This is a genomic window from Streptomyces sp. NPDC056061 (genome assembly GCF_042266885.1).
In the GTDB taxonomy this organism is placed as follows: domain Bacteria; phylum Actinomycetota; class Actinomycetes; order Streptomycetales; family Streptomycetaceae; genus Streptomyces.
In genome coordinates this window covers 1-21,214 of record NZ_JBHJWQ010000035.1, presented here as the reverse complement: position 1 = coordinate 21,214, position 21,214 = coordinate 1, and the positions used below count along the sequence as shown (strand labels likewise).

Here is a 21,214-nt window from a genome sequence, read left to right as displayed (position 1 = left end):
CGCTGCTGTGCCCGGTCGGGTTCGGGGGGTGGGTTCGGGGGCGACCGACGCCCCTCGGCGGGACGCCTGTCAGAACGACGGGACGCCTGTCAGAACGAGGCGATGACGCGGTCGGCGAGGATGTACACGTTCTCCTTGCCGCAGGAGAAGGTCAGGGCGTACGCGCCGGAGACCCCGGAGCCGCCCAGCAGCACCGGCTGCTCGCCGGCGAGCAGGGACGCGGCCAGGCGCTCGGCGGTCTCGCGGTGACCGGGCGTCATGCAGAGGGTGGTGCCGTCGGCGAAGACGTACACGTCGAGCGTGCCCAGCGGCCCGGGGCGCACATCGGCAAGCTCCGTGCGGCTGTCGGCGAGCTCTTCGAGGCGGTTCACGGTGCGCTCGTGGTCGGTGACCACCGGCGTCTGCACCGGTACGAAGTCGGGGTGCGAGGGGTGGCGGCGCCGGGCTGCGGCGAGCTCGGGGGAGTCCTCGGCGTACTCCGTGGCCTCCGGCAGCTCGGTCAGCTCCGCAAGTTCGGTCAGTTCCGTAAGTTCGGTCAGCTCGTCGAGCGCCTCGGCGGTGTCCAGGTCCATCGCCTCCAGGCCCACGAAGTCGGCCTGACGCGGCAGGAAGTACGACGCCTCCTCACCGATCCCGCCCAGACCGCCCAGCAGTGACGGGGCGTCCGCGGCGTCGCGTGCCTCCTGGGAGGCCCAGAACGCACGGGCCTCGGCGAGTTCGCGCTCCCGTTCCTCGGCAAGGGCCTCGGCGACGGCCGCGCGTATTTCGGCGGCCGGAGTGTCGTGGCGGTTCTGCGAGGGCACGGGGGCACCATGGGCGGGGGACGCGGCCAGCTCGGCGCGGAGGGCGGTGATCTGCTTGCGCAGCCCGTGAGCGGCGTACAGAGCAGCGCCGCCCACGACCGTAGCGGCGGCGGTGGTCAGCAACAGGGCAAGGGACATGGCGCTCACTGACATACTCCCGGTTTCAATTGATTCCCCGACTTCCTACCTCAGCTTGTCCCCTGCCTGCTCCCGGTGTCAGTGCAATACGTCACGAAAAGGACAGGTCTTTGGACCCGGGGTTTAACCCCGGTACGGACGTGACCTGCGGGAATGAGCATCCCCCAGGAGATAGGTCACATCCTGGGGGAGATTCGGTCACGGTCGGGGCTCGGAACCGGCCGGATCCCGGGCCCCGCCCGCCCGGTTCACGTTTTCTGCTCCACCTCGGCTCAACCGCGGGTGTGGGTGGTCGCGTTTCGTTTCGCTTCCGCTGCGGGCGGGTGCCGTCCTCGTACCTCGGACGACCCCCACCCTCCGCTCCAGCTCAGCTCAACCGCGGGTGTGGGTGGTCGCGTTTCGCTTCGCTTCCGCTGCGGGCGGGTGCCGTCCTCGTACCTCGGACGACCCCCACCCTCCGTTCCAGCTCAGCTCAACCGCTCGATGACCATCGCCATGCCCTGGCCGCCGCCCACGCACATGGTCTCCAGGCCGAACTGCTTGTCGTGGAACTGGAGGCTGTTGATCAGCGTGGTGGTGATGCGGGCGCCGGTCATGCCGAAGGGGTGGCCGACGGCGATGGCGCCGCCGTTGACGTTGACCTTCTCCAGCGGCAGGCCGAGGTCGCGGTAGGACGGGATCACCTGGGCGGCGAACGCCTCGTTGATCTCGGCGAGGTCGATGTCGTCGATCGTCAGTCCGGCACGCTTCAGTGCCTGCTTGCTGGCCTCCACCGGGCCGTACCCCATGATCTCGGGGGACAGGCCGGAAACACCGGTCGAGACGATCCGGGCCAGCGGGGTCAGGCCCAGCTCGCGTGCCTTGGTGTCGGACATGATCACCAGGGCGGCGGCGCCGTCGTTGAGCGGGCAGCAGTTGCCCGCGGTGACCAGCCCGTCGGGGCGGAAGACCGGCTTCAGGCCCTGCACGCCCTCCATCGTGACGCCCGCGCGCGGGCCGTCGTCCTTCGAGACGACCGTGCCGTCCGGAGTGGTCACCGGAGTGATCTCGCGCTCCCAGAAGCCCTTGCCGATGGCCTCCTCGGCAAGGTTCTGCGAGCGGACGCCGAACTCGTCCATGTCCTGGCGGGTGACGCCCTTCAGCCGGGCCAGGTTCTCCGCGGTCTGCCCCATCGCGATGTACGCGTCCGGGACCAGGCCGTCCTCGCGCGGGTCGTGCCAGCCCTCGCCGCCCTGTTCCGCGCGGGCCGCGGTGCGGGCCTCGGCGTCGGCGAACAACGGGTTGTGCGTGTCCGGGAGGCTGTCCGAGTTGCCCTTCGTGAAGCGGGACACCATCTCGACACCGGCCGAGATGAAGACGTCGCCCTCGCCCGCCTTGATGGCGTGCATCGCCATCCGGCTGGTCTGCAGGGACGACGAGCAGTAGCGGGTGACCGTGCAACCGGGAAGGTGGTCCATGCCCATCCGCACGGCGATGATGCGGCCCAGGTTGTTGCCCTGCTCGCCGCCGGGGAGGCCGCAGCCGAGCATCAGATCGTCGATGTCCTTCGGGTCCAGCTCGGGCACCTTCGCCAGTGCGGCCTGGATGATCGTGGCGGTCAGGTCGTCCGCGCGCAGTTCCTTCAGCGAACCCTTGAAGGCCCGGCCGATGGGGGAACGGGCGGCAGAGACGATCACGGCTTCGGGCATCACGCGGCTCCATGAGGGCTGGAAGGCGGGTTCGGGCAGGTGCTGACTTGGAAGTTACCTGTACGTAGATGCCGGGTCACCGGGCAGCGCATGTGACGCCGACCTCTTTTCTAAGCGCTCGCTCAGTCGGTGGTTCGGTCGGTGGTTCGGATGGTGGTTCGGTCGGCGGTTCTATGGGTGGCTCGGTCGGTGGTCGGGTTGCCGTCAGTTGGTCGGGAGGTCCTGGGAGGTTCCGCGGGGGGTGTCCCGCAGCTTCGTGTACGGCGGCACGGGAGCCCCGCCGGGGGCCGCCTCCCGTTCCGCCGACTCCTCCGCGACCTCGTCCGTCCCCGGGCGCGGATGGGGCTCCGTGGTCGCGGGCAGGCGCCGCCTCCTCCGGTGCTTGAGGAGGGCCCAGGGTGCCCGGGCCCCCGTGACCTCCGTACCGGCTTCGTCGGCCGCCTGGGAGGCCGCCTGGGCCACCGGCAGCATGTCATCGCGACGGGCCCCGTCCAGGCGGTCGGACTCCGGCCAGAGCCCCAGCACCGCACAGAGCGTCGGCAGCACCGCCATCGCCGCCGTGGCATACCCCTCCGCCGACGGGTGGTAGCTGTCCGGCCCGAACAGCTCCCGCGGGTTCGCCTCGAACTCCGGCCCCAGCAGGTCGCCCAGCGACACCGTGCGCCCGCCCTGCTCCACCGCCCCGATCGTCTGCGCCGCCGCCAGCTGACGGCTCACCCGCCGGGCCAGCCAGCGCAGCGGCTGGTAGACCGGCTCGATCGTGCCGAGATCCGGGCACGTGCCGACCACCACCTCCGAGCCCGCGGTGCGCAGCCTGCGCACCGCGGTGGTCAGACAGCGGACGGAATGGGTGGCGGGGATCCGGTGCGTCACATCGTTCGCCCCGATCATGATCACGCAGACGTCGGGTGCGGCGGACGGGTCGGCGAGGAGCAGCGAGACCTGCCGCTCCAGATCGTCCGAGCGGGCCCCGGGCCGTGCCACGTTGCGCAGATCCACCGGCCGCTCGGACACCGCCGCCAGCCCCGAGGAGAGCAGTGCCCCCGGTGTCTGTCCGGCCCGGCGCACCCCCTGACCGGCTGCCGTCGAGTCACCCAGCAACCCCAGCCGCAGCGGATCGGCGGGACCGGCGAACGCCACCCCGTACCGTCCGTCCGCGCTCGGCGGGACCGGTGCGATGTTGCCGCCGACGTGCCGTTTCGCCAGATGGACCTCCGTCAGCAGCACGCCCACCGCCGCCGCACCGATCAGGCCGATGCTGCCGCCGCCGTAGGCCGCTCCCGCTGCGATCCGCCGTGCCACTCTCGCCCTCGACACAGTCCGGTCCACCTCTCGTCGCCGTACCGTCGTACATAGAGCTAACTGCCCCGTGCGGGCCGCCGCTCAATCGTTTCGCCCGATCTCCCGCCCGTACGCATACGCTTGCCGCACCATTACGGAGACTCCGGAGTACACGGTGCAATTCCACGATTCGATGATCAGCCTCGTAGGCAATACCCCGCTGGTGAGGCTGCGCAGTGTCGCGGCCGGCATCCAGGCGACGGTCCTGGCCAAGGTCGAGTACTTCAACCCCGGTGGTTCGGTCAAGGACCGCATCGCCCTGCGGATGATCGAGGCCGCCGAGGAGAGCGGCGAGCTGCGACCCGGCGGCACGATCGTCGAGCCGACCAGCGGCAACACGGGCGTCGGCCTGGCGATCGTCGCCCAGCAGAAGGGGTACAAGTGCATCTTCGTCTGCCCGGACAAGGTGTCCACGGACAAGATCAATGTGCTGCGCGCCTACGGTGCCGAGGTCGTCGTCTGCCCGACGGCCGTCGACCCCGAACACCCCGACTCCTACTACAACGTCTCCGACCGGCTGGTCCGTGAGACGCCGGGAGCCTGGAAGCCCGACCAGTACTCCAACCCGAACAACCCGCGCTCGCACTACGAGACCACCGGTCCGGAACTGTGGGAGCAGACCGACGGGAAGATCACCCACTTCGTCGCGGGTGTCGGCACAGGCGGCACGATCAGCGGCACCGGCCGCTATCTGAAGGAGATCAGCGGCGGCGCGGTGAAGGTCGTCGGCGCGGACCCGGAGGGGTCCGTCTACTCCGGCGGTTCCGGGCGCCCGTACCTCGTCGAGGGCGTCGGCGAGGACTTCTGGCCGACCGCCTACGACCGGACGGTCACGGACGAGATCGTCGCCGTGTCCGACAAGGACTCCTTCCAGATGACCCGTCGCCTGGCGAAGGAGGAGGGCCTGCTGGTCGGTGGCTCCTGCGGGATGGCGGTCGTCGCCGCCCTGGAGGTCGCGCAGCGGCTGGGTCCGGACGACGTGGTCGTCGTGCTGCTGCCGGACAGCGGGCGCGGGTACCTCAGCAAGATCTTCAACGACGAGTGGATGGCCGACTACGGCTTTCTGGAGGACGCCGGCCCGTCGGCCCGGGTCGGGGACGTGCTCGATCACAAGGAGGGACCGATCCCGACCCTCGTCCACATGCACCCCGAGGAGACCGTCGGCGAGGCGATCGAGGTGCTGCGCGAGTACGGCGTCTCGCAGATGCCGATCGTGAAGCCGGGCGCGGGCCACCCGGACGTGATGGCCGCCGAGGTCGTCGGTTCGGTGGTGGAGCGGGAGCTGCTGAACGCGCTGTTCGCCCAGCGCGCCTCGCTCTCCGACCCGTTGGAGAAGCACATGTCGCCGCCGCTGCCCCAGGTCGGCTCCGGCGAACCGGTCGAGGACCTGATGTCGGTGCTCGGCGGCACGAACGCGGCGGACGCGGCGATCGTGCTGGTGGAGGGCAAGCCGAAGGGCGTGGTCAGCAGGCAGGACCTGCTGGCGTTCCTGGCGAAGGACGCGTCGGCAGGCAAGGCGTAGCGCCGGTACGGCCGGGCCGCGCGGGCCGTGCGAGGTTGTGCGGGACCGTATGGCGCCGTGCGGGGTCGGGCCGGCGGGGTCCGGCTTCGCAAAAACGGTACGAGCGCGACATGTGCGCGCAGCACCGGCTTAACACGGGTCCGGCACATTGAGGGGTGTCGGCCGGGAAACCTGCCGGCACCCGATACGGCGACATGGACTACGGAGCGGCTCCCGGACCTCCCTCGTCGCCCGGACGCGGCCACCGGCTCTGCCCCGGACCGCGTTCTCGCGGGGACCGCCGTCGTCCCGCCCCCCCCGGGCGACCGGGGGTGCGGCGGTCCCCGCGCTGCTCACCTCGCCCGCTTGCCCGGCTGTCCCGTGGTCCGGCTGTCCGGTGCCGCCCGGTCATCGGCCGTCTCGGCCGTATTGGTCGCCCCGGTCGCCCCGGTCGCCCCGGTCGTGTCAGCCGTCCCAGTCGGACTTCGCGGTTTCGGAGCGGCGCTGGAACCAGGGCCAGTCGCGGGCCGCGTACACGGCGTTGATGCCGAGGATGCTCAGCCAGACGATGACCAGACCCTGGATGTGGGAGGCCGCGGCGGCGATCGCCGACAGCGGGATCGCCAGGACCAGCGAGATGATCCCGAAGCCGTAGCGCTCCCCGAAGCCTCCCAGGGGCTGCGGTTGGCGCGCGCCCCTGGCGACGCTCACCTGCTGCTCGGCGAGGTGGCGTCTGACACGTCGGTCGAGCGTGCTGTCGAGCCGCTGCTCGACCTTCTCCAGAAACGACTCCACGAGCGCGGACTCGTAATCCGAACCCAGCTCGTTACGGGCGTGCAGGGTGGCATCGAGCTCGCTCTTGAGCTCCGGGTCTCCGGCTTTCATACCTTCACGCTACGAACCGACTGCCTCGTGTGCAGTGGGGCTATCCCCCCTCTTTCCCCGGGTGGCCGCCTCCGGGGACCGCCGTCGCGAGGTCCGGGCGTCGGCCGGACCCGAAAGGCCCCGAGGTGCGGTTCCCGCCGTCGACGTTGCATATGGACATGCAGACGTCGTGCTGGCTGAATGGATCCGTCGGCGCCGGACCGCGGTGCGACGGATCTACCGAGGGGACAGCATGAGCGGGAGCAGCCCGGCCGCGCGGTTGCAGCGGCTCTTCGAGGGGCGCCGGCTCACGCCCACCCAGCGGCGCATCGCCCACTGGATGGTGCGCAGGGCCGGGGACGCCCCGTTCCTGTCGAGTGTGGAACTTGCCGAGCTCGCCGGGGTCAGTCAGCCGTCGGTCACCCGGTTCGCCGTGGCGCTCGGCTTCGACGGCTACCCGGCACTGCGCAGGCACCTGCGCGAGGTGGCCCCCGCCGGGCCCGCACCGGGCGGCGGGGACGACGTGCGCAACGAGTACCAGCAGGCCGTGCTCGGGGAGATCGAGAACCTGCGGCACCTCGCCGATCTGCTCGCCGACCCCGCGCCGGTCGAGCGCGCGGGGAGGCTGCTGGCGGCCTCGCGTCCGCTGCCGGTGCTCGGGTTGCGGGCCGCCTCCTCGCAGGCGCGCGGCTTCGGGTACTTCGCGGCCAAGGTCCACCCGGACGTCCGGGTGCTCGACGAGGGCGGCAGCATGCTGCACGACCGGATCGACGCCGCGCGCCGGGCGGGTGCCACGGCGCTGATCTGCTTCGCGCTCCCCCGGCACCCGAAGGAAGTCGTCGACGCCCTCGCCTACGCGCAGGAGCAGGGGATGAGCGTCGTCTCGGTGGCCGACTCCGCGTTCGCGCCCGTGGCCAAGCACAGCGATCTGCTGATCCCGGCCGCCGTCGGCACCGGGCTCGCCTTCGACACCGCGTGCGCGCCCATGCTGCTGGGCCGGGTACTACTGGAGGCGATGTGCGACGACCTGCCCGACGCGCAGGCGAGGCTGGAGGAGTTCGACGCGCGCGCGGCGGCGCGCGGCCTGTTCGTCGACTGAGGGCGCCGGTGTCGGCGGCGGCCCCGGACGCGGTCTCCCGGACGGTTCCGGACACGGGAGCGGTGCTGGAACTGTTGCCAGGGACGGGCGTGGGGCTGCCGGGCGGGGCCGGGACGCTCCGGTTCGGCACGGGCCCCGAGAAGGCCCGTGCCCGGCTGACGGCTGCCGCGCCCCGGACGTACAACGGGCTGCAGTGCGGGTCGTTGACGCTCGCGGACCACTCCGAGCTGCGCCACGCCCACGACGCCTGGTTCCGCGGCTATCTCTTCCAGCCGGAATGGAACGTCGTCGCCGATTTCGACGGGCTCCGGGTGACCTCGGTCGGCGGGGGCCGGACGCGGCGGACCGGCTCGTGCGTGTCGGGCTCGACAGGCGGTCACCGCTGTCCGGCGCGGCGGATCCGTGCGTGGTGTGGGACGGCGTCGACCTGTTCGGGCATCCCGCCGAGGAGATCCTCTCCGTGCTCCCGGAATCGGTTCCGCTGCCGGGAGCGGGTATGTGGGTGGCCGTGCCCGCGCTCTCGCTGTGCCTGGGCCGGGACGACGGGTCCGGTGAGCGGTGGCAGCGCGTCGTCCTGGCCGGGGCCGGGGGCACGGGCTGGTCGGGCTGCTGTCGGGGGCGCTTCGGTTGCGCCGAGGGCGGCGACGGTCTGCGCGGCATTCTGTACTGAGGCCACCCCGCGTCCGTGCCCGCCGCCGCGGCGCGTTCCCGCCGGTGTCGGCGAGGCCCTGTTGACTACGAGTATTCAGAACATCAGGATGTGAATAAGAGGCATCAGAAGCGAGGAGGCATTGCCATGTCAGGACCCCGCCCCGTACGTGCGCCGCGCGGTACCGAACTGAGCGCCCTGGGATGGCAGCAGGAGGCCGCCCTGCGCATGCTGCAGAACAACCTGGACCCCGAGGTCGCCGAGCACCCCGACAAGCTCGTCGTCTACGGCGGCACCGGGAAGGCGGCCCGGGACTGGCGCTCGTTCGACGCGATGGTGCGCACCCTGCGGACGCTCAAGCAGGACGAGACGATGCTCGTCCAGTCCGGGCGCCCGGTCGGCGTCATGCAGACGCACGAGTGGGCGCCGCGGGTCCTGATCGCCAATTCCAACCTGGTCGGCGACTGGGCGAACTGGGAGGAGTTCCGCCGCCTGGAGGCCCTCGGGCTCACCATGTACGGCCAGATGACCGCCGGCTCGTGGATCTACATCGGCACCCAGGGCATCCTCCAGGGCACCTACGAGACCTTCGCCGCCGTCGCCGCGAAGAAGTTCGGCGGGACGCTGGCCGGCACCATCACCCTGACCGCCGGACTCGGCGGCATGGGCGGCGCCCAGCCGCTCGCCGTGACCATGAACGACGGCGTCGCGATCTGCATCGACTGCGACCCCCGGGCCATCGAGCGCCGGATCGAGCACCGCTACCTCGACGTGCGCGCCGACTCCCCGGAGCACGCGCTCCGACTCGCCACCGAGGCCCGGGACGCCCGCAGGCCGCTCTCCATCGGCCTGCTCGGCAACGCGGCGGAACTGCTCCCGCGGATGCTCGCCGAGGGTGCGCCGATCGACATCGTCACCGACCAGACCAGCGCGCACGACCCGCTCGCGTATCTCCCGGTCGGTGTCGACTTCGACGACATGGCCGCGTACGCCGCCAAGGACCCGGCGGGCTTCACCACCCGGGCGCGGGAGTCGATGGCCCGTCACGTCGAGGCGATGGTCGGCTTCATGGACGCCGGGGCCGAGGTCTTCGACTACGGCAACTCGATCCGCGGCGAGGCGCAACTCGCTGGCTACGAGCGGGCGTTCGCCTTCCCCGGTTTCGTTCCCGCCTACATCCGGCCGCTCTTCTGCGAGGGCAGGGGACCCTTCCGCTGGGCCGCGCTGTCCGGCGAGGCGTCCGACATCCACAAGACCGACAAGGCGATCCTCGACCTCTTCCCGGAGAACGAGTCGCTGCGCCGGTGGATCACCATGGCCGGTGAGCGCGTCCACTTCCAGGGGCTGCCCGCCCGGATCTGCTGGCTCGGCTACGGCGAACGCGACAGGGCGGGGGAGCGGTTCAACGACATGGTCGCCTCCGGCGAACTCGCCGCCCCGCTGGCGATCGGCCGCGACCACCTCGACTGCGGCTCGGTGGCCTCCCCGTACCGGGAGACCGAGGCCATGCGCGACGGCTCCGACGCGATCGCCGACTGGCCGCTGCTGAACGCCATGGTCAACGTCGCCTCCGGCGCGTCCTGGGTCTCCCTCCACCACGGCGGCGGGGTCGGGATGGGCCGCTCCATCCACGCCGGGCAGGTGACCGTCGCCGACGGCACACCACTGGCGGGCGAGAAGATCCGCCGGGTGCTCACCAACGACCCCGGCATGGGCGTCATCCGGCACGTCGACGCCGGGTACGACATCGCCGAATCGGTCGCCGCGGACAAGGGCGTGCGCGTGCCGATGGCGGAGGGCGACAAGTGAGCCCGACGCCCCTCGGTGCCGCCACGGAGCCGGCCGGCGCGGCCGGGCGCGGCGCCCCGTCGTTCCACGACATGTGGCGCGAGCTCCTTCCGATCGGCCGGCACCCGGACAGCGGCGGCTACCGCCGCTACGCCTGGACCGGCGCCGACACCGACTGCCGCGCCTGGTTCCGGACCCAGGCCGAGGCGCGCGGCCTCACCTACGAGACCGACCGGAACGGCAACCAGTGGGCCTGGCTCGGCGACCCCCTGGCCGGGGACGCCGTCGTCACCGGATCGCACCTGGACTCCGTACCGGACGGCGGAGCCTTCGACGGGCCGCTCGGCGTCATCTCCTCCTTCGCCGCGCTCGACGAACTCCGCCGCAGAGGAGTCGAGTTCACCCGCCCGCTGGCCGTCACCAACTTCGGCGACGAGGAGGGCGCCCGCTTCGGGCTCGCCTGCGTGGGCTCCCGGCTCGCCGCCGGACAGCTCACCGTCGAGGCGGCACACCACCTCCGCGACGGCGACGGTGTCACCCTCCCGCAGGCCATGGAGGCGGCCGGCTACGACCCCGACGCGATCGGCCCCGACCCCGAACGGCTCGCCCGGATCGGCGCGTTCGTCGAACTCCACGTCGAGCAGGGGCGCGCCCTCGACCTCACCGGCGACCCCGTCGGCATCGCCTCCGCGATCTGGCCGCACGGCCGCTGGCGGTTCGACTTCCGCGGCGAGGCCAACCACGCCGGCACCACCCGGCTCGCCGACCGGCGCGACCCGATGCTCACCTACGCCGAGACCGTGCTGGCCGCCCGCCGGGAGGCCGAACTCGTCGGCGCCCTCGCCACCTTCGGCAAGGTCGCCGTCGAGCCCAACGGCGTCAACGCCATCCCCTCCCTCGTGCGCGGCTGGCTCGACTCCCGCGCCGCCGACCAGGACCGCCTGGACGCCGTGGTCGCAGGCATCGAGCGGGCCGCCCGGGAACACGCCGAGCGGGCCGGGATCGACCTCGACGTCGTACGGGAGTCGTTCACCCCCGTCGTGGAGTTCGCGCACGCCCTGCGCGACGAACTCGGCACGATCCTCGCGCGCCGGGGCGACGACCGCGCCGTGCCCGTCCTCGGGACCGGCGCCGGACACGACGCGGGTATTTTGTCCGCTTCGGTCCCCACCGCCATGCTGTTCGTACGCAACCCCACCGGGATCTCGCACTCACCGGCCGAACACGCCGCCGAGGACGACTGCGCGGCCGGGGTCATCGCACTCGCCGATGTACTGGAAGGTCTCGCGTGCCGCTGACGACGGAGCCGGAAGGCCCCAGACCCCCCACCGCGACGTACTGGCTGTCCCACGCCTGGCTCGGCACCCATGTCGAGCCGGGCGTCGCCCTCGACGTGTCCGGCGGGACCGTCGCGGGCGTCCGCACCGGGGTCGCCACCCCGCCGCCGGGCGCCACCGTGCTGCGCGGGCTCACCCTCCCCGGGCTCGCCAACACCCACTCCCACGCGTTCCACCGCGCACTGCGCTCCACCGTCCAGGTCGGCTCCGGCACCTTCTGGACCTGGCGCGAGACCATGTATCAGGTCGCCTCCCGGCTCAACCCGGACTCCTACCACGACCTCGCCCGCGCGGTGTACGCCGAAATGGCCCTGGCCGGCATCACCGCCGTCGGTGAATTCCACTATCTGCACCACGCGCCGGACGGCACGCCGTACGCCGACCCCAACGCGATGGGCGAGGCGCTGATCGCGGCGGCGGGCGAGGCCGGCATCCGGATCACCCTGCTCGACACCGCCTACCTCGCCGCCGGTTTCGGCACGCGTCCAGGGCAGTACCAGGAGCCCGACCCGCACCAGCTGCGCTTCTCCGACACCACCGCGGACGCCTGGGCCGAACGCGCCTCCCTCCTCAAGGGCGGCGACCACGCCCTGATCGGCGCGGCCATCCACTCCGTGCGCGCGGTGCCCGCCGCACAGCTCGCCACCGTGGCCGCCTGGGCCGAGGAACGGCAGGCCCCGCTCCATGTCCATCTCTCCGAACAGATCGCGGAGAACCGCGCCTGCCTTCTCGCCCACGGCCGCACCCCGACCCGGCTCCTCGCCGACCACGGGGTGCTCGGGGCCCGCACCACCGGCATCCACAACACCCACCTCACCGGCGGGGACATCACGCTCCTGGGCTCCTCGGGGACCGGCACCTGCATGTGCCCCACCACCGAACGCGACCTCGCCGACGGAATCGGCCCGGCCTCCGCACTTCAGCGCGCCGGTTCGCCGCTCTCCCTCGGCAGCGACAGCCACGCCGTGATCGACCTCTTCGAAGAGGCCCGCGCGATGGAGCTCGACGAACGCCTGCGCACCCGGACCCGCGGCCACTGGACGGCCGCCGCCCTGCTGCGCGCCGCGACCGTCGACGGACACCGCGCGCTCGGCCGACCCGAGGCCGGCGTCCTCGAAACCGGTGCCCCCGCCGATCTGACGACCGTCGCCCTGGACTCCGTCAGAACGGCAGGACCGCCGCCGCGGCTCGCCGCCGAAGTCGCCGTATTCGCCGCCTCCGCGGCGGACGTGCGGCACACGGTCGTGGCGGGGCGGCACATCGTCCGGGACGGCCGGCACACGCTGATCGAGGACGTCCCCGAAGCACTGGCCTCGGCGATTTCCGCGCTGCGCCGCTGAGCACGGCCGCCCCGGGGCCGCCCGGTCCCGGGGCGCCGCGCACGGCGGTGATTGACGACGGCACCGGACGGCCACCCCGCAAGCCCCCACCGAAGGAGAGCAGTCTCCCGATGACGACGACCGCCATCACCAACATCGCCAGTCTGGTCACCAACGATCCCTCCCTCGGCACGGATTCCCCCCTGGGCGTGATCCGGGACGCGGCCGTCGTCATCGAGGACGACCGGATCGTGTGGACCGGTGAATCGAGCAGAACACCCGCCACCGACAACGCCGTCGACGCGGGCGGCCGGGCCGCGATCCCCGGCTTCGTCGACTCCCACTCGCACCTCGTGTTCGCGGGCGACCGCACCGAGGAGTTCAACGCCCGGATGTCCGGCCGCTCCTACAGCGCGGGCGGCATCAGGACCACGGTCGCCGCCACCCGCGCCGCCACCGACGAGGAGCTCTCCGCCAACGTCGCCCGGTACCTCGCCGAGGCGCTGCGCCAGGGCACCACCACCTTCGAGACCAAGTCCGGCTACGGCCTCACCGTCGAGGACGAGGCCCGTTCCCTGCGCATCGCCGCCCGGCACACCGAGGAGGTCACCTACCTCGGCGCCCACGTCGTCCCCTCCGACTACGCCGACGACCCGGCCGGCTACGTCGACCTGGTCACCGGGCCGATGCTCGACGCCTGCGCCCCGCACGCCCGTTGGGTGGACGTCTTCTGCGAACGGGGCGCCTTCGACGGCGACCAGGCCCGCGCCGTCCTCACCGCCGGCCGCGCCAGGGGCCTGCACCCGCGCGTCCACGCCAACCAGCTCGGCCACGGCCCCGGAGTCCTGCTCGCCGTCGAACTCGACGCCGCCTCCGCCGACCACTGCACCCACCTCACCGACGCCGACGTCGACGCCCTGGCCCAGGGGAACACCGTCGCCACCCTGCTCCCCGGCGCCGAGTTCTCCACCCGCGCCGCCTGGCCGGACGCCCGCCGCCTCCTCGACGCGGGCGCCACCGTCGCGCTCTCCACCGACTGCAACCCGGGCTCGTCGTTCACGTCCTCCCTGCCCTTCTGCATCGCCCTCGCCGTGCGCGACATGGGCATGACCCCGGACGAGGCGGTGTGGTCCGCCACCGCGGGCGGCGCGGCGGCGCTGCGGCGCACGGACATCGGCCGGATCGCCCCCGGAGCCCGGGCCGACCTGGTGCTCCTCGACGCCCCCAGCCACGTCCACCTCGCCTACCGGCCGGGCGTCCCGCTGACCCACGCCGTCTGGCGTCGCGGCGAACGAGTCGTCTGAGCCCTCCCACCGGCCATTCCGGGGCGCCACCCGCGCGGAAGGACCCGGACACGCGGAAGGACCCGGCCCTCGTCGGGCCGGGTCCTTCCGCGTCGGGCTCGTGGCATGCCGGGCGTGCGCTGCCCGTTCACTCCTCCAGCATCAGGCCCTTCCGGAGCCTGCCCAGTGTCCGGGAGAGCAGCCGCGACACGTGCATCTGGGAGATGCCCAGTTCCTCACCGATCTCCGACTGCGTCATGTTGGCGACGAAGCGGAGAGAGAGGATCGTGCGGTCGCGGCGCGGCAGCGAGGCGATCAGCGGCTTCAGGGACTCGACGTACTCGATGCCTTCGAGCCCGTGGTCCTCGTAGCCGATGCGGTCCGACAGGGCGCCCTCGTGCTCGTCCTCCTCGGGCTTGGCGTCCAGCGAGCTCGCGGTGTACGCGTTGCTCGCGGCCATGCCCTCGACGACCTCGTCGCGAGTGATGCCGAGGCGGTCGGCGAGCTCGCCCACGGTGGGTGAACGATCCAGCTGCTGGGCGAGCTCGTCGCCCGCCTTGGCCAGGTCGAGCCGCAACTCCTGGAGTCGGCGCGGGACGCGCACGGACCAGCTGGTGTCGCGGAAGAAACGCTTGATCTCGCCGACGATGGTCGGCATCGCGAACGTCGGGAACTCCACGCCCCGGCTGAGCTCGAAGCGGTCGATCGCCTTGATCAGGCCGATGGTGCCGACCTGGACGATGTCCTCCATCGGCTCACTGCGGGAGCGGAACCGGGAGGCGGCGAACTTGACCAGCGCCAGGTTCAGTTCGACGAGGGTGTTGCGGACGTACGCGTACTCGTGGGTGCCTTCCTCCAGGGATTCGAGCCGCTCGAAGAGCGTCTTCGACAGGGCCCTGGCATCCAGCGGCTCCACCTCGTCGAAGGGGGGGATCTCGGGAAGTCCTTCGAGTCCCTCGGGGACGCGGTGGGAGGCGGCGGACGGATGGTCCGCGCGATCGCCGTCGACGGTTCCGACGGCCTCCGTGAGGGTGGTGGTGCTGGTGGTGCTGTTGCTGCTGCGCGTGCCGCCCGAGGCGTCCGCGGCAGGGGAGTCTGAGTGGGTCAGTCCCTCAGGACGTGCTGACGTCGCGTCGGGGGTACGCGTTCCGTCGAGCCGGGGTGACATGGTCTCCTCCATCGTTCTCGGCATATGGCTGCCGATGCCCATACGTGTTCCTGCGGTGAAGCGGCGCCTCCGAAGCCGGCCGTGGTTTTGGGTGTCCCTCTACCCTTACCCGGTTCGGATGGAGAGTTACAAGCGCCAATTGTTGCTATATGTCCGGTTTGTTGAGGTCTTTGGCTACCACGTGGCGTACGGAACGCGTACTGTTTCGAGGCGTCGGCGACGACTACGACGAATCCGTGCGCGCGGGGACGCGGGCAGTGACGCAGGCAGCGACGATCGGTGAAGAGGGACGGGCATGGACCGCGGGACGGTCGGCAGTGCGAGCCGGGGTCGACTTCAGGTCGAGACCCGTACCGAGGGGCGCAGCGAGGTGGTGACGCCCGTGGGTGAGCTGGATCACCACACGGCCGATCTGCTGCGGGAGCCCCTGGAGAGCGCCGTCGAGCAGGGGCGGGCGCGCCTGGTGGTCGACTGCTCGCGACTCGAATTCTGCGATTCCACCGGGCTGAACGTGCTGCTCGGTGCCCGCCTCAAGGCGGAGGCGGCCGGGGGAGGGGTTCATTTGGCCGGAATGCTGCCGACGGTGGCGAGGGTCTTCGAAATCACCGGGGCCGAGGCGGTCTTCACCGTTCACGACTCCCTGGACGACGCTCTGGAAACGTGATCGTGGGGGTGTTCCACGACCCCCCGGGCCTCACGTGTTGCTCTCGTCACGCCGATCGCGTGGACGAAGTGGGTGTTGTCACGATTCGGCCGGGCAGGAGACATCCGGCGGGGCGGTGTGTGACCCCCGGCACCACCTGGTCATAGGCGTGTGTCCGGCGATTTCGCGTGCCGTTTCCGTCGGCGCCGCTCCGGTGCGAGCGGCGTCCGGGCGTGAGACGTCGGGGCGTGAGACGTCCGGGCGTGCGGTGTCTGGACGTGCGGTATCTGTGTGTGCTGTATCTATACGTGATCTGTAGTTGAAACTGTTCGATGGCGACATGGTGAATCGGTGAGGTGAAGCGCTGATGAGCACCACCCGGCAGCATCCGCCGGGCGACCTCGGCCGCGAGCCGGAGGACGCCGGCGCCGACGCGGAGGCGGACGCCGGCGCGGCCTCCCGCGAACCGGCCGCGCGGCAGTGGCGCACGCTGTCACTGCGGGGAGTCGCCGGCACCGTGCCGACGGCCCGTGACTTCGCCCGCCAGGCGCTTCACGCGTGGGGCTGGCTCCCCGCGTCGAGCGCGGACGGGCGGGCCGCCGCCGAGGACGTCCTGCTGGTCGTCTCCGAGTTGGTCACCAATGCCTGTCTGCACGCCGACGGTCCGGAGGAACTGCGCGTCTCCTTCGCGGGGAAGGTGCTGCGGGTGGAGGTCGTCGACGCGGGCGCCGGCCGGCCCGCGCCGCGTACGCCGCACCGGGCCGGAAGGCCGGGCGGGCACGGCATGTTCATCGTGCAGCGGCTCTGTCTGGACTGGGGCGTTCTGCGGACGCCGGGCCGGCCGGGCAAGACCGTCTGGGCGGAGTTGGCCGCCCCCGCGTAGATCCGGGGGCGAACCCCCGTACGCACACCCTGGAGAGCGCGTCGGATCGGCGCGCTCTTTGTCTTCCCTCCACAAGGCCCCGGGCGTACCTTGAGCGCCGATCTGATGTGTCGTCAGCAACGTGTCGGATGAGAGGCGGCGTGCTGCGACTCCCGGCATGAGGGGGAAATCAAGGTGTCCTACCAGAAGCGAACAGCTCTCGCGCTGGCGTCCGCGCTGGCGGGCACGGTGGTGCTGATGGCCGCGCCCGCCGCCCACGCCACGGTCGTGGACGTCGACTACCGGTGCAAGACCCCGATCGGTGACAAGGGCGCCGTGTCTCCCATCGACATCACGGGCGTGAAGAGCGGCAACGGCTACACGCTCACGATGTCCTTCCGGAAGGGGGTCTCGTCCAGCCCGGTCGAACTCGGCAAGGGGGCGATGAGCCCCAGCGCGGTGATCGAGGTGAGCGGTGCGGACCAGGGAAAGGTCCAGGTCTCCGGCCCGCCGAACGCGACCGCCATACCGGCCAACACCCCCATCAAGATCGGTGACCTGACGGGTACGTACACCCCGAGGAAGAGCGGCAAGGTCGACTTCACCGCCGGTGTGCTCACCATCAAGGCACTCGGTACCACCACCACCTGCACCCCTTCCGGCAAGCCCGGCCCCTCGCTGCGGCTCGACGTCTCGGCGGTCGGCGGCGCGCAGGGCGGCTCGAACGGCGGGCAGAGCGCTCCGGACACCGGCGGCCAGTTGCCGAGGACCGGGCCGCTCGATTCGGCCATGGCGCTCGGCATGCTCGGCGGCACGGTGCTGCTGACCGGTGCCGCGGGGGTGCTCTGGCTCACCCGGCGCGGTCAGGGGGCCGCCGGCCGGTAGGGCGCGAATCCCGGCCCGGACAGGGCCCCGTGAGCCAGCCGTCGCCACGTACCAGGGAGCCGCCCATGCCGTCGTCGACCGGCCACCAGGCCCGACTCGCCCTCGTCGTACTGCTGTTGGCCCTCGCCATGACTCCGGTGGATGCGGCCGTCGCCCGGACGCCGAAGCCCTCGCCGGCACCGCACCGGACTTCCGCCGGGTGGACGGCAGGGCCCGCGACGGGCGGTGCCGGGGAGGGCGTCGGCAGGCCGTCCTTCTACCTGGAGGGGCCGCCCGGCGCCGTCCTCCAGGACCGGCTCTCCGTCACCAACCCCGGTACGGAACCGGTGACGGTGGGGCTGCGCGCCACCGATGCGCCGGACCCGGAGGAGAACGGCCCCGCGGTGCGCACGGGCAGGGCCGCCGCCGGAACCGGGGCCTGGCTGCGGACCGCCGTGCCGGAACTCACCGTGCCGCCCCGCACCCGCGCCGAGGTGCCGTTCTCCGTCACGGTGCCGGTGGGCACACCCCCCGGCGACCGTTCGGCGGCGATCGTCGTACGCGGCGGCGACCACGCGGTGGACGTACGGGTACGACTGCGGGTCGGCGGGCCGACGCTGGCGGCGCTCACCGTCGAGGACGTCACCGTGTCCGGGCGGACCATCCACTACGCGCTGGTCAACCGCGGCAACACGGTTCTGGCCCCGCGGCTCGCCGTCGAGGCCGACGGGGTGTTCGGGACGCTGCTGCAACGCGGGTCCCGCGCCCTGCCGGTGGAACTCGGGCCCGGACAGCGCGTCCGGCTCACCGAACCGTGGCGGGAGGTTCCGGCCCTCGACGCGGCGACGGTACGGCTGCGCGTCACGGCGGCGGGCGGTGCGCACGGCGAGGCGACGGCGCGTGCGGTCTTCGTCCCATGGGTTCCGGTGACCGGCGGGGCGCTGCTGCTCCTGGCCACCGCGGTCGCGGGGGCGTCCGGGTACCGGCGCCGCCGGGCACGCGGCCGGCCGGCCCGTGGGAGCGGGCCGTCGGCACACGTCGACGGGGCGGCGCCCGGCCGGGCGCCCGGAGACCGACAGGGCTCCGACACACGGCACTTGGTGAAGGCGGGAGGGGAATCATGACGGGACGGGCCGGACCGGCGGCATCCGGGCGGGGCGGTCGCCGCAGGGCCGATCGGCGCGGCGGCGACCGGCAAGGAGGCGGTCACCGCGGCGGTGGCCGGAACCGGTGGGCCGCCGTGCCGCTCCGGGCGCTGCTCCCCGTGCTGCTGACGTGCTCCCTGGCAGCCGTCGGGTCGGTTGCCGCCCACGCCGCAGTCACCGGCCCGGCCGTCGGACACGCGACCGCCGGACACGCGGTCCGGGCGAGCGGCGCGGACGCGAAACCCGCGGTCACCGTCTCCGAGCGGCAGGCGGGCAAGGGCGGCGAGATCATCGTCAAGGGCACCGGATGGCGTCCCGGTACGTTGCTGATGATGCTGATCTGCGGCCGGTCCACCCCGGACCGCGGGGTGATCGGCGGCACCAACTCGTGCGCCAACGCCGACGGTCGCGCCGTCACCACCGGCACCGACGGCGGCTTCGCCAAGGAACTCCCGGTCGCCGAGCCGCCGGTGCCCTGCCCCTGCGTGGTGCACGTCGCGACCGTGACCGGGGAACAGGCCACCGCCGACGCCGTGTTCGTCGTGGCCGGACACCCGGTCGCCGCGCTGCCGGAGAACACCGGCGGCGGCAGGCTCGCGGTGCTGGCGGCCACCCGGCTGGAGGGCGGGAGCGGAATCCTCACCTGGTTCGGCGCACCGCCCGCCCGGCGCCTGGTCGTCACCGTCGGCAATCTCGGCACCTCCCCCGTACGGGACCCGGTCTTCCGGGTCGGCACCGCGCACGGCGTGTTCGCCCCGCAATGGGAGGAGCGGCAGTGGCGCGGCACCATCGCCCCCGGCGGCAAGGCGCGGGTCGAACTGCCGGTCGAACTGACGGCGGGCGCCCACGGCGACTACCAGGTCTCGCTGAAGTACGGCGACAAGGTGCTGGCCGAACAGCCGTGGGGGGTCGGCCGTCCCTGGGGCGTCACCCTCTTCTGGATCCTGCTGTGCCTCGTCGTGCCGGCCGCCGTGTTCCGGATCGGCATGGCCGTCGTCGACAGGGTGCGGCCGCGCCCCGCGCACGCCCCGACCCGCGCCCGGCGCCGCCGCCCGGCCCGGCCGCACAGCGGCCCGCGCCGCGCGCCCACGGCCGACCGGGACCCGTCGACAGCACCGGCGACCGCGGCCGCTCTGCCGTGGTTCACACCGGATGCCGCACCGAATTCCGCACCGTCAGGGAACAGGCCGACGACGAAGGGACATTCGTGAGTACGCAACGGAGAACGGTCGCGGCGGGAGTCGCGATGATGCTCGGTGGCGCGGGCATACTGCTGGCCGCGGGACCGGCGCGGGCCGCCGACATCTCGTACCAGACCAAGTGCCTGCCCCCGCCCATCTCCGGACTGCCGCCGGTGCAGGGCACCACCGTGGTGCAACTGACGGCGCCTGCCGAGGCCGAGGTCGGGGACACCGTCGAGGTGGTGTGGAAGACGGTCCAGGCCGCGTCGAAGAACCCCGACATCCTCGATCTGGACAAGGACACGGTCAAGCCGACCGGAACGATCAAGGTGGGCGGCGCCGCCACCGGCACCCTGACGATGGAGGGGCCGCGGCAGAATCCGCCGATCCCGAAGAACAGCGCCATGGTGCTGCCCGACATGAAGGGCACGCTGAAGCTGGAGAAGGCCGGTGAGATCACGCTGACGCCGGACGCGTACGACATCAACGTCTCCAAGCCGCTCTCCACGGACACCAAGTGCACCCCCGAGGAGACGGTGCAACCGGGCGCGACCATCAAGGTCACGGACAGCGGCTCGGGCACCACCGCCGGGGGCACGTCCAGCGGGACGACGAGCGGCACGTCCAGCGGAACGTCCAGCGGTTCCACCGCGGCGGGCGGCACCACCTCCGCGGGCACCACCTCCGCGGGCTCCACCGGCACGGGCGGCTCCACCGGTTCCACCGGCACGGGTGGCGGTGACGGCGGCGGAACCACCTCGGGCTCCGGGGGCGGCGACGGACAGACCGACTTCCCCGGCAAGGAGGTGGCCGTCCAGTTCGCCTGCACCTCTCCCGGCCCCGCCGCCATCTCCTCGAAGGTGACCATCGACGCCAAGAAGAACGGCGGGAGCTACGCGCTCACGGTCAGGACCGCCAAGGGCGTGATGGACAGCCCGGCCGCGCTGCCCGCGGGAGCGCTCAAACCGTCCATGGACGTCGTCGTCGGCGGCGCCGACAAGGGATCGGTGAAGGTCACCGGCCCCGCCAACGCCGAACCGCTGGAGCAGGGCAAACCGGTCGACCTCGCCGACATGACCGGGACGTACAAGCCGGGCGCCTCCGGCAGGGCCTCGCTCAGCCCCGGCACCCTGACCATCGACGTCACCCTGGGCACCTCGAAGATCAGCATCCCGTGCACGACCAAGGGAACGGTGACCCCGTCACTGCAACTCGACACCACCGCCCAGGAGGGCGGCGTCTCCGGCTCCACCGGCTCGGGCTCCTCCGGGGCCGCGGGTTCCACCGGCACGGCGGCCGGCGGCGGGGGCTCCGGCGGCGGACTGGCGGCCACCGGGGCCGAGGACCACGGCACCCTGCGCGCACTCGGCCTGGTCGCGGGGACGGCGATCCTGCTGGGCGGCGCCGTGTTCACCTTCACCCCGTGGCGCAGGCTGCGCGGACTGCGCTGAGCCGAGGACGGGCCGAACCGGCGGGAGGCCCGAACGGCCGGGAGGGGAGGGGCGGGGGCCCCCCCCCGGGGGGGGGCCCCCCCCCCCCCC

The 21,214-nt window shown here is 72.4% G+C and carries 18 protein-coding genes; 13 read left to right on the top strand and 5 right to left on the bottom strand.

The window, feature by feature from the left end:
- Window positions 1-89 precede the first annotated feature (89 nt).
- The 3 genes from ACFC79_RS32865 to ACFC79_RS32855 all read right to left on the bottom strand — a co-directional run bounded on the left by ACFC79_RS32865 (window position 90) and on the right by ACFC79_RS32855 (window position 3,931).
- Complete coding sequence (locus tag ACFC79_RS32865) at window positions 90-926, bottom strand: hypothetical protein (RefSeq protein WP_376247984.1); 837 nt, start codon at window positions 924-926, stop codon at window positions 90-92.
- A gap of 482 nt (window positions 927-1,408) precedes the next feature.
- Window positions 1,409-2,629 (bottom strand): acetyl-CoA C-acetyltransferase, encoded by a 1,221-nt coding sequence (locus tag ACFC79_RS32860; protein ID WP_376247898.1) that lies wholly within the window; start codon window positions 2,627-2,629, stop codon window positions 1,409-1,411.
- Window positions 2,630-2,833: 204 nt separating this feature from the next.
- Entirely contained in the window at window positions 2,834-3,931 is a 1,098-nt protein-coding gene (locus ACFC79_RS32855; protein WP_376247981.1) for an SGNH/GDSL hydrolase family protein, read from the bottom strand.
- A 154-nt stretch (window positions 3,932-4,085) separates the two neighbouring features.
- Between ACFC79_RS32855 and ACFC79_RS32850 the strand changes: the two genes are divergently transcribed.
- Entirely contained in the window at window positions 4,086-5,492 is a 1,407-nt protein-coding gene (locus tag ACFC79_RS32850; protein WP_376247895.1) for a cystathionine beta-synthase, read from the top strand.
- A 444-nt stretch (window positions 5,493-5,936) separates the two neighbouring features.
- Here the strand turns inward: ACFC79_RS32850 and ACFC79_RS32845 are convergent, their stop codons facing one another.
- On the bottom strand, window positions 5,937-6,356 hold the full coding sequence (locus ACFC79_RS32845) for a hypothetical protein (protein WP_376247892.1): 420 nt from the start codon (window positions 6,354-6,356) through the stop codon (window positions 5,937-5,939).
- Between the two features lie 232 nt (window positions 6,357-6,588).
- Here ACFC79_RS32845 and ACFC79_RS32840 point away from each other — a divergent pair, with 232 nt between their 5' ends.
- The 6 genes from ACFC79_RS32840 (at window position 6,589) to hutI (ending at window position 13,831) form a co-directional block, all read left to right on the top strand.
- Window positions 6,589-7,434, top strand: a complete 846-nt coding sequence (locus ACFC79_RS32840; protein WP_376247890.1) for a MurR/RpiR family transcriptional regulator — start codon at window positions 6,589-6,591, stop codon at window positions 7,432-7,434.
- 406 nt (window positions 7,435-7,840) lie between these two features.
- Window positions 7,841-8,104: a hypothetical protein gene (locus ACFC79_RS32835; RefSeq protein WP_376247887.1), complete on the top strand. Its 264-nt coding sequence runs from the start codon at window positions 7,841-7,843 to the stop codon at window positions 8,102-8,104.
- Between the two features lie 126 nt (window positions 8,105-8,230).
- Entirely contained in the window at window positions 8,231-9,892 is a 1,662-nt protein-coding gene (gene hutU / locus ACFC79_RS32830) for a urocanate hydratase (RefSeq protein ID WP_376247884.1), read from the top strand.
- Window positions 9,893-9,963: 71 nt separating this feature from the next.
- A complete protein-coding gene (locus tag ACFC79_RS32825; RefSeq protein ID WP_376247978.1) occupies window positions 9,964-11,169 on the top strand; it encodes an allantoate amidohydrolase in 1,206 nt (401 codons plus the stop codon).
- Window positions 11,160-12,548 (top strand): formimidoylglutamate deiminase, encoded by a 1,389-nt coding sequence (locus tag ACFC79_RS32820; protein ID WP_376247882.1) that lies wholly within the window; start codon window positions 11,160-11,162, stop codon window positions 12,546-12,548. Before ACFC79_RS32825 ends, ACFC79_RS32820 begins: the two co-directional genes overlap by 10 nt.
- A 110-nt stretch (window positions 12,549-12,658) precedes the next feature.
- A complete protein-coding gene (gene hutI / locus ACFC79_RS32815) occupies window positions 12,659-13,831 on the top strand; it encodes an imidazolonepropionase (RefSeq protein WP_376247879.1) in 1,173 nt (390 codons plus the stop codon).
- A gap of 127 nt (window positions 13,832-13,958) precedes the next feature.
- Here hutI and ACFC79_RS32810 read toward each other — a convergent pair whose 3' ends face one another.
- Window positions 13,959-14,978, bottom strand: a complete 1,020-nt coding sequence (locus ACFC79_RS32810) for an RNA polymerase sigma factor SigF (RefSeq protein WP_376247876.1) — start codon at window positions 14,976-14,978, stop codon at window positions 13,959-13,961.
- 295 nt (window positions 14,979-15,273) lie between these two features.
- Here ACFC79_RS32810 and ACFC79_RS32805 point away from each other — a divergent pair, with 295 nt between their 5' ends.
- The 6 genes from ACFC79_RS32805 to ACFC79_RS32780 all read left to right on the top strand — a co-directional run bounded on the left by ACFC79_RS32805 (window position 15,274) and on the right by ACFC79_RS32780 (window position 21,124).
- Window positions 15,274-15,642, top strand: a complete 369-nt coding sequence (locus ACFC79_RS32805) for an STAS domain-containing protein (RefSeq protein ID WP_376247874.1) — start codon at window positions 15,274-15,276, stop codon at window positions 15,640-15,642.
- 346 nt (window positions 15,643-15,988) lie between these two features.
- Entirely contained in the window at window positions 15,989-16,504 is a 516-nt protein-coding gene (locus ACFC79_RS32800) for an ATP-binding protein (RefSeq protein WP_376247872.1), read from the top strand.
- Window positions 16,505-16,678: 174 nt separating this feature from the next.
- Window positions 16,679-17,368: a peptidase gene (locus ACFC79_RS32795; RefSeq protein ID WP_376247870.1), complete on the top strand. Its 690-nt coding sequence runs from the start codon at window positions 16,679-16,681 to the stop codon at window positions 17,366-17,368.
- Between the two features lie 65 nt (window positions 17,369-17,433).
- On the top strand, window positions 17,434-18,471 hold the full coding sequence (locus ACFC79_RS32790; RefSeq protein ID WP_376247868.1) for a hypothetical protein: 1,038 nt from the start codon (window positions 17,434-17,436) through the stop codon (window positions 18,469-18,471).
- A gap of 116 nt (window positions 18,472-18,587) precedes the next feature.
- Complete coding sequence (locus ACFC79_RS32785; RefSeq protein WP_376247865.1) at window positions 18,588-19,703, top strand: hypothetical protein; 1,116 nt, start codon at window positions 18,588-18,590, stop codon at window positions 19,701-19,703.
- A gap of 38 nt (window positions 19,704-19,741) precedes the next feature.
- Window positions 19,742-21,124 carry a hypothetical protein gene (locus ACFC79_RS32780; protein ID WP_376247976.1) on the top strand — a complete coding sequence of 461 codons (1,383 nt, stop codon included), beginning with the start codon at window positions 19,742-19,744 and terminating at the stop codon, window positions 21,122-21,124.
- Window positions 21,125-21,214: the final 90 nt, after the last annotated feature.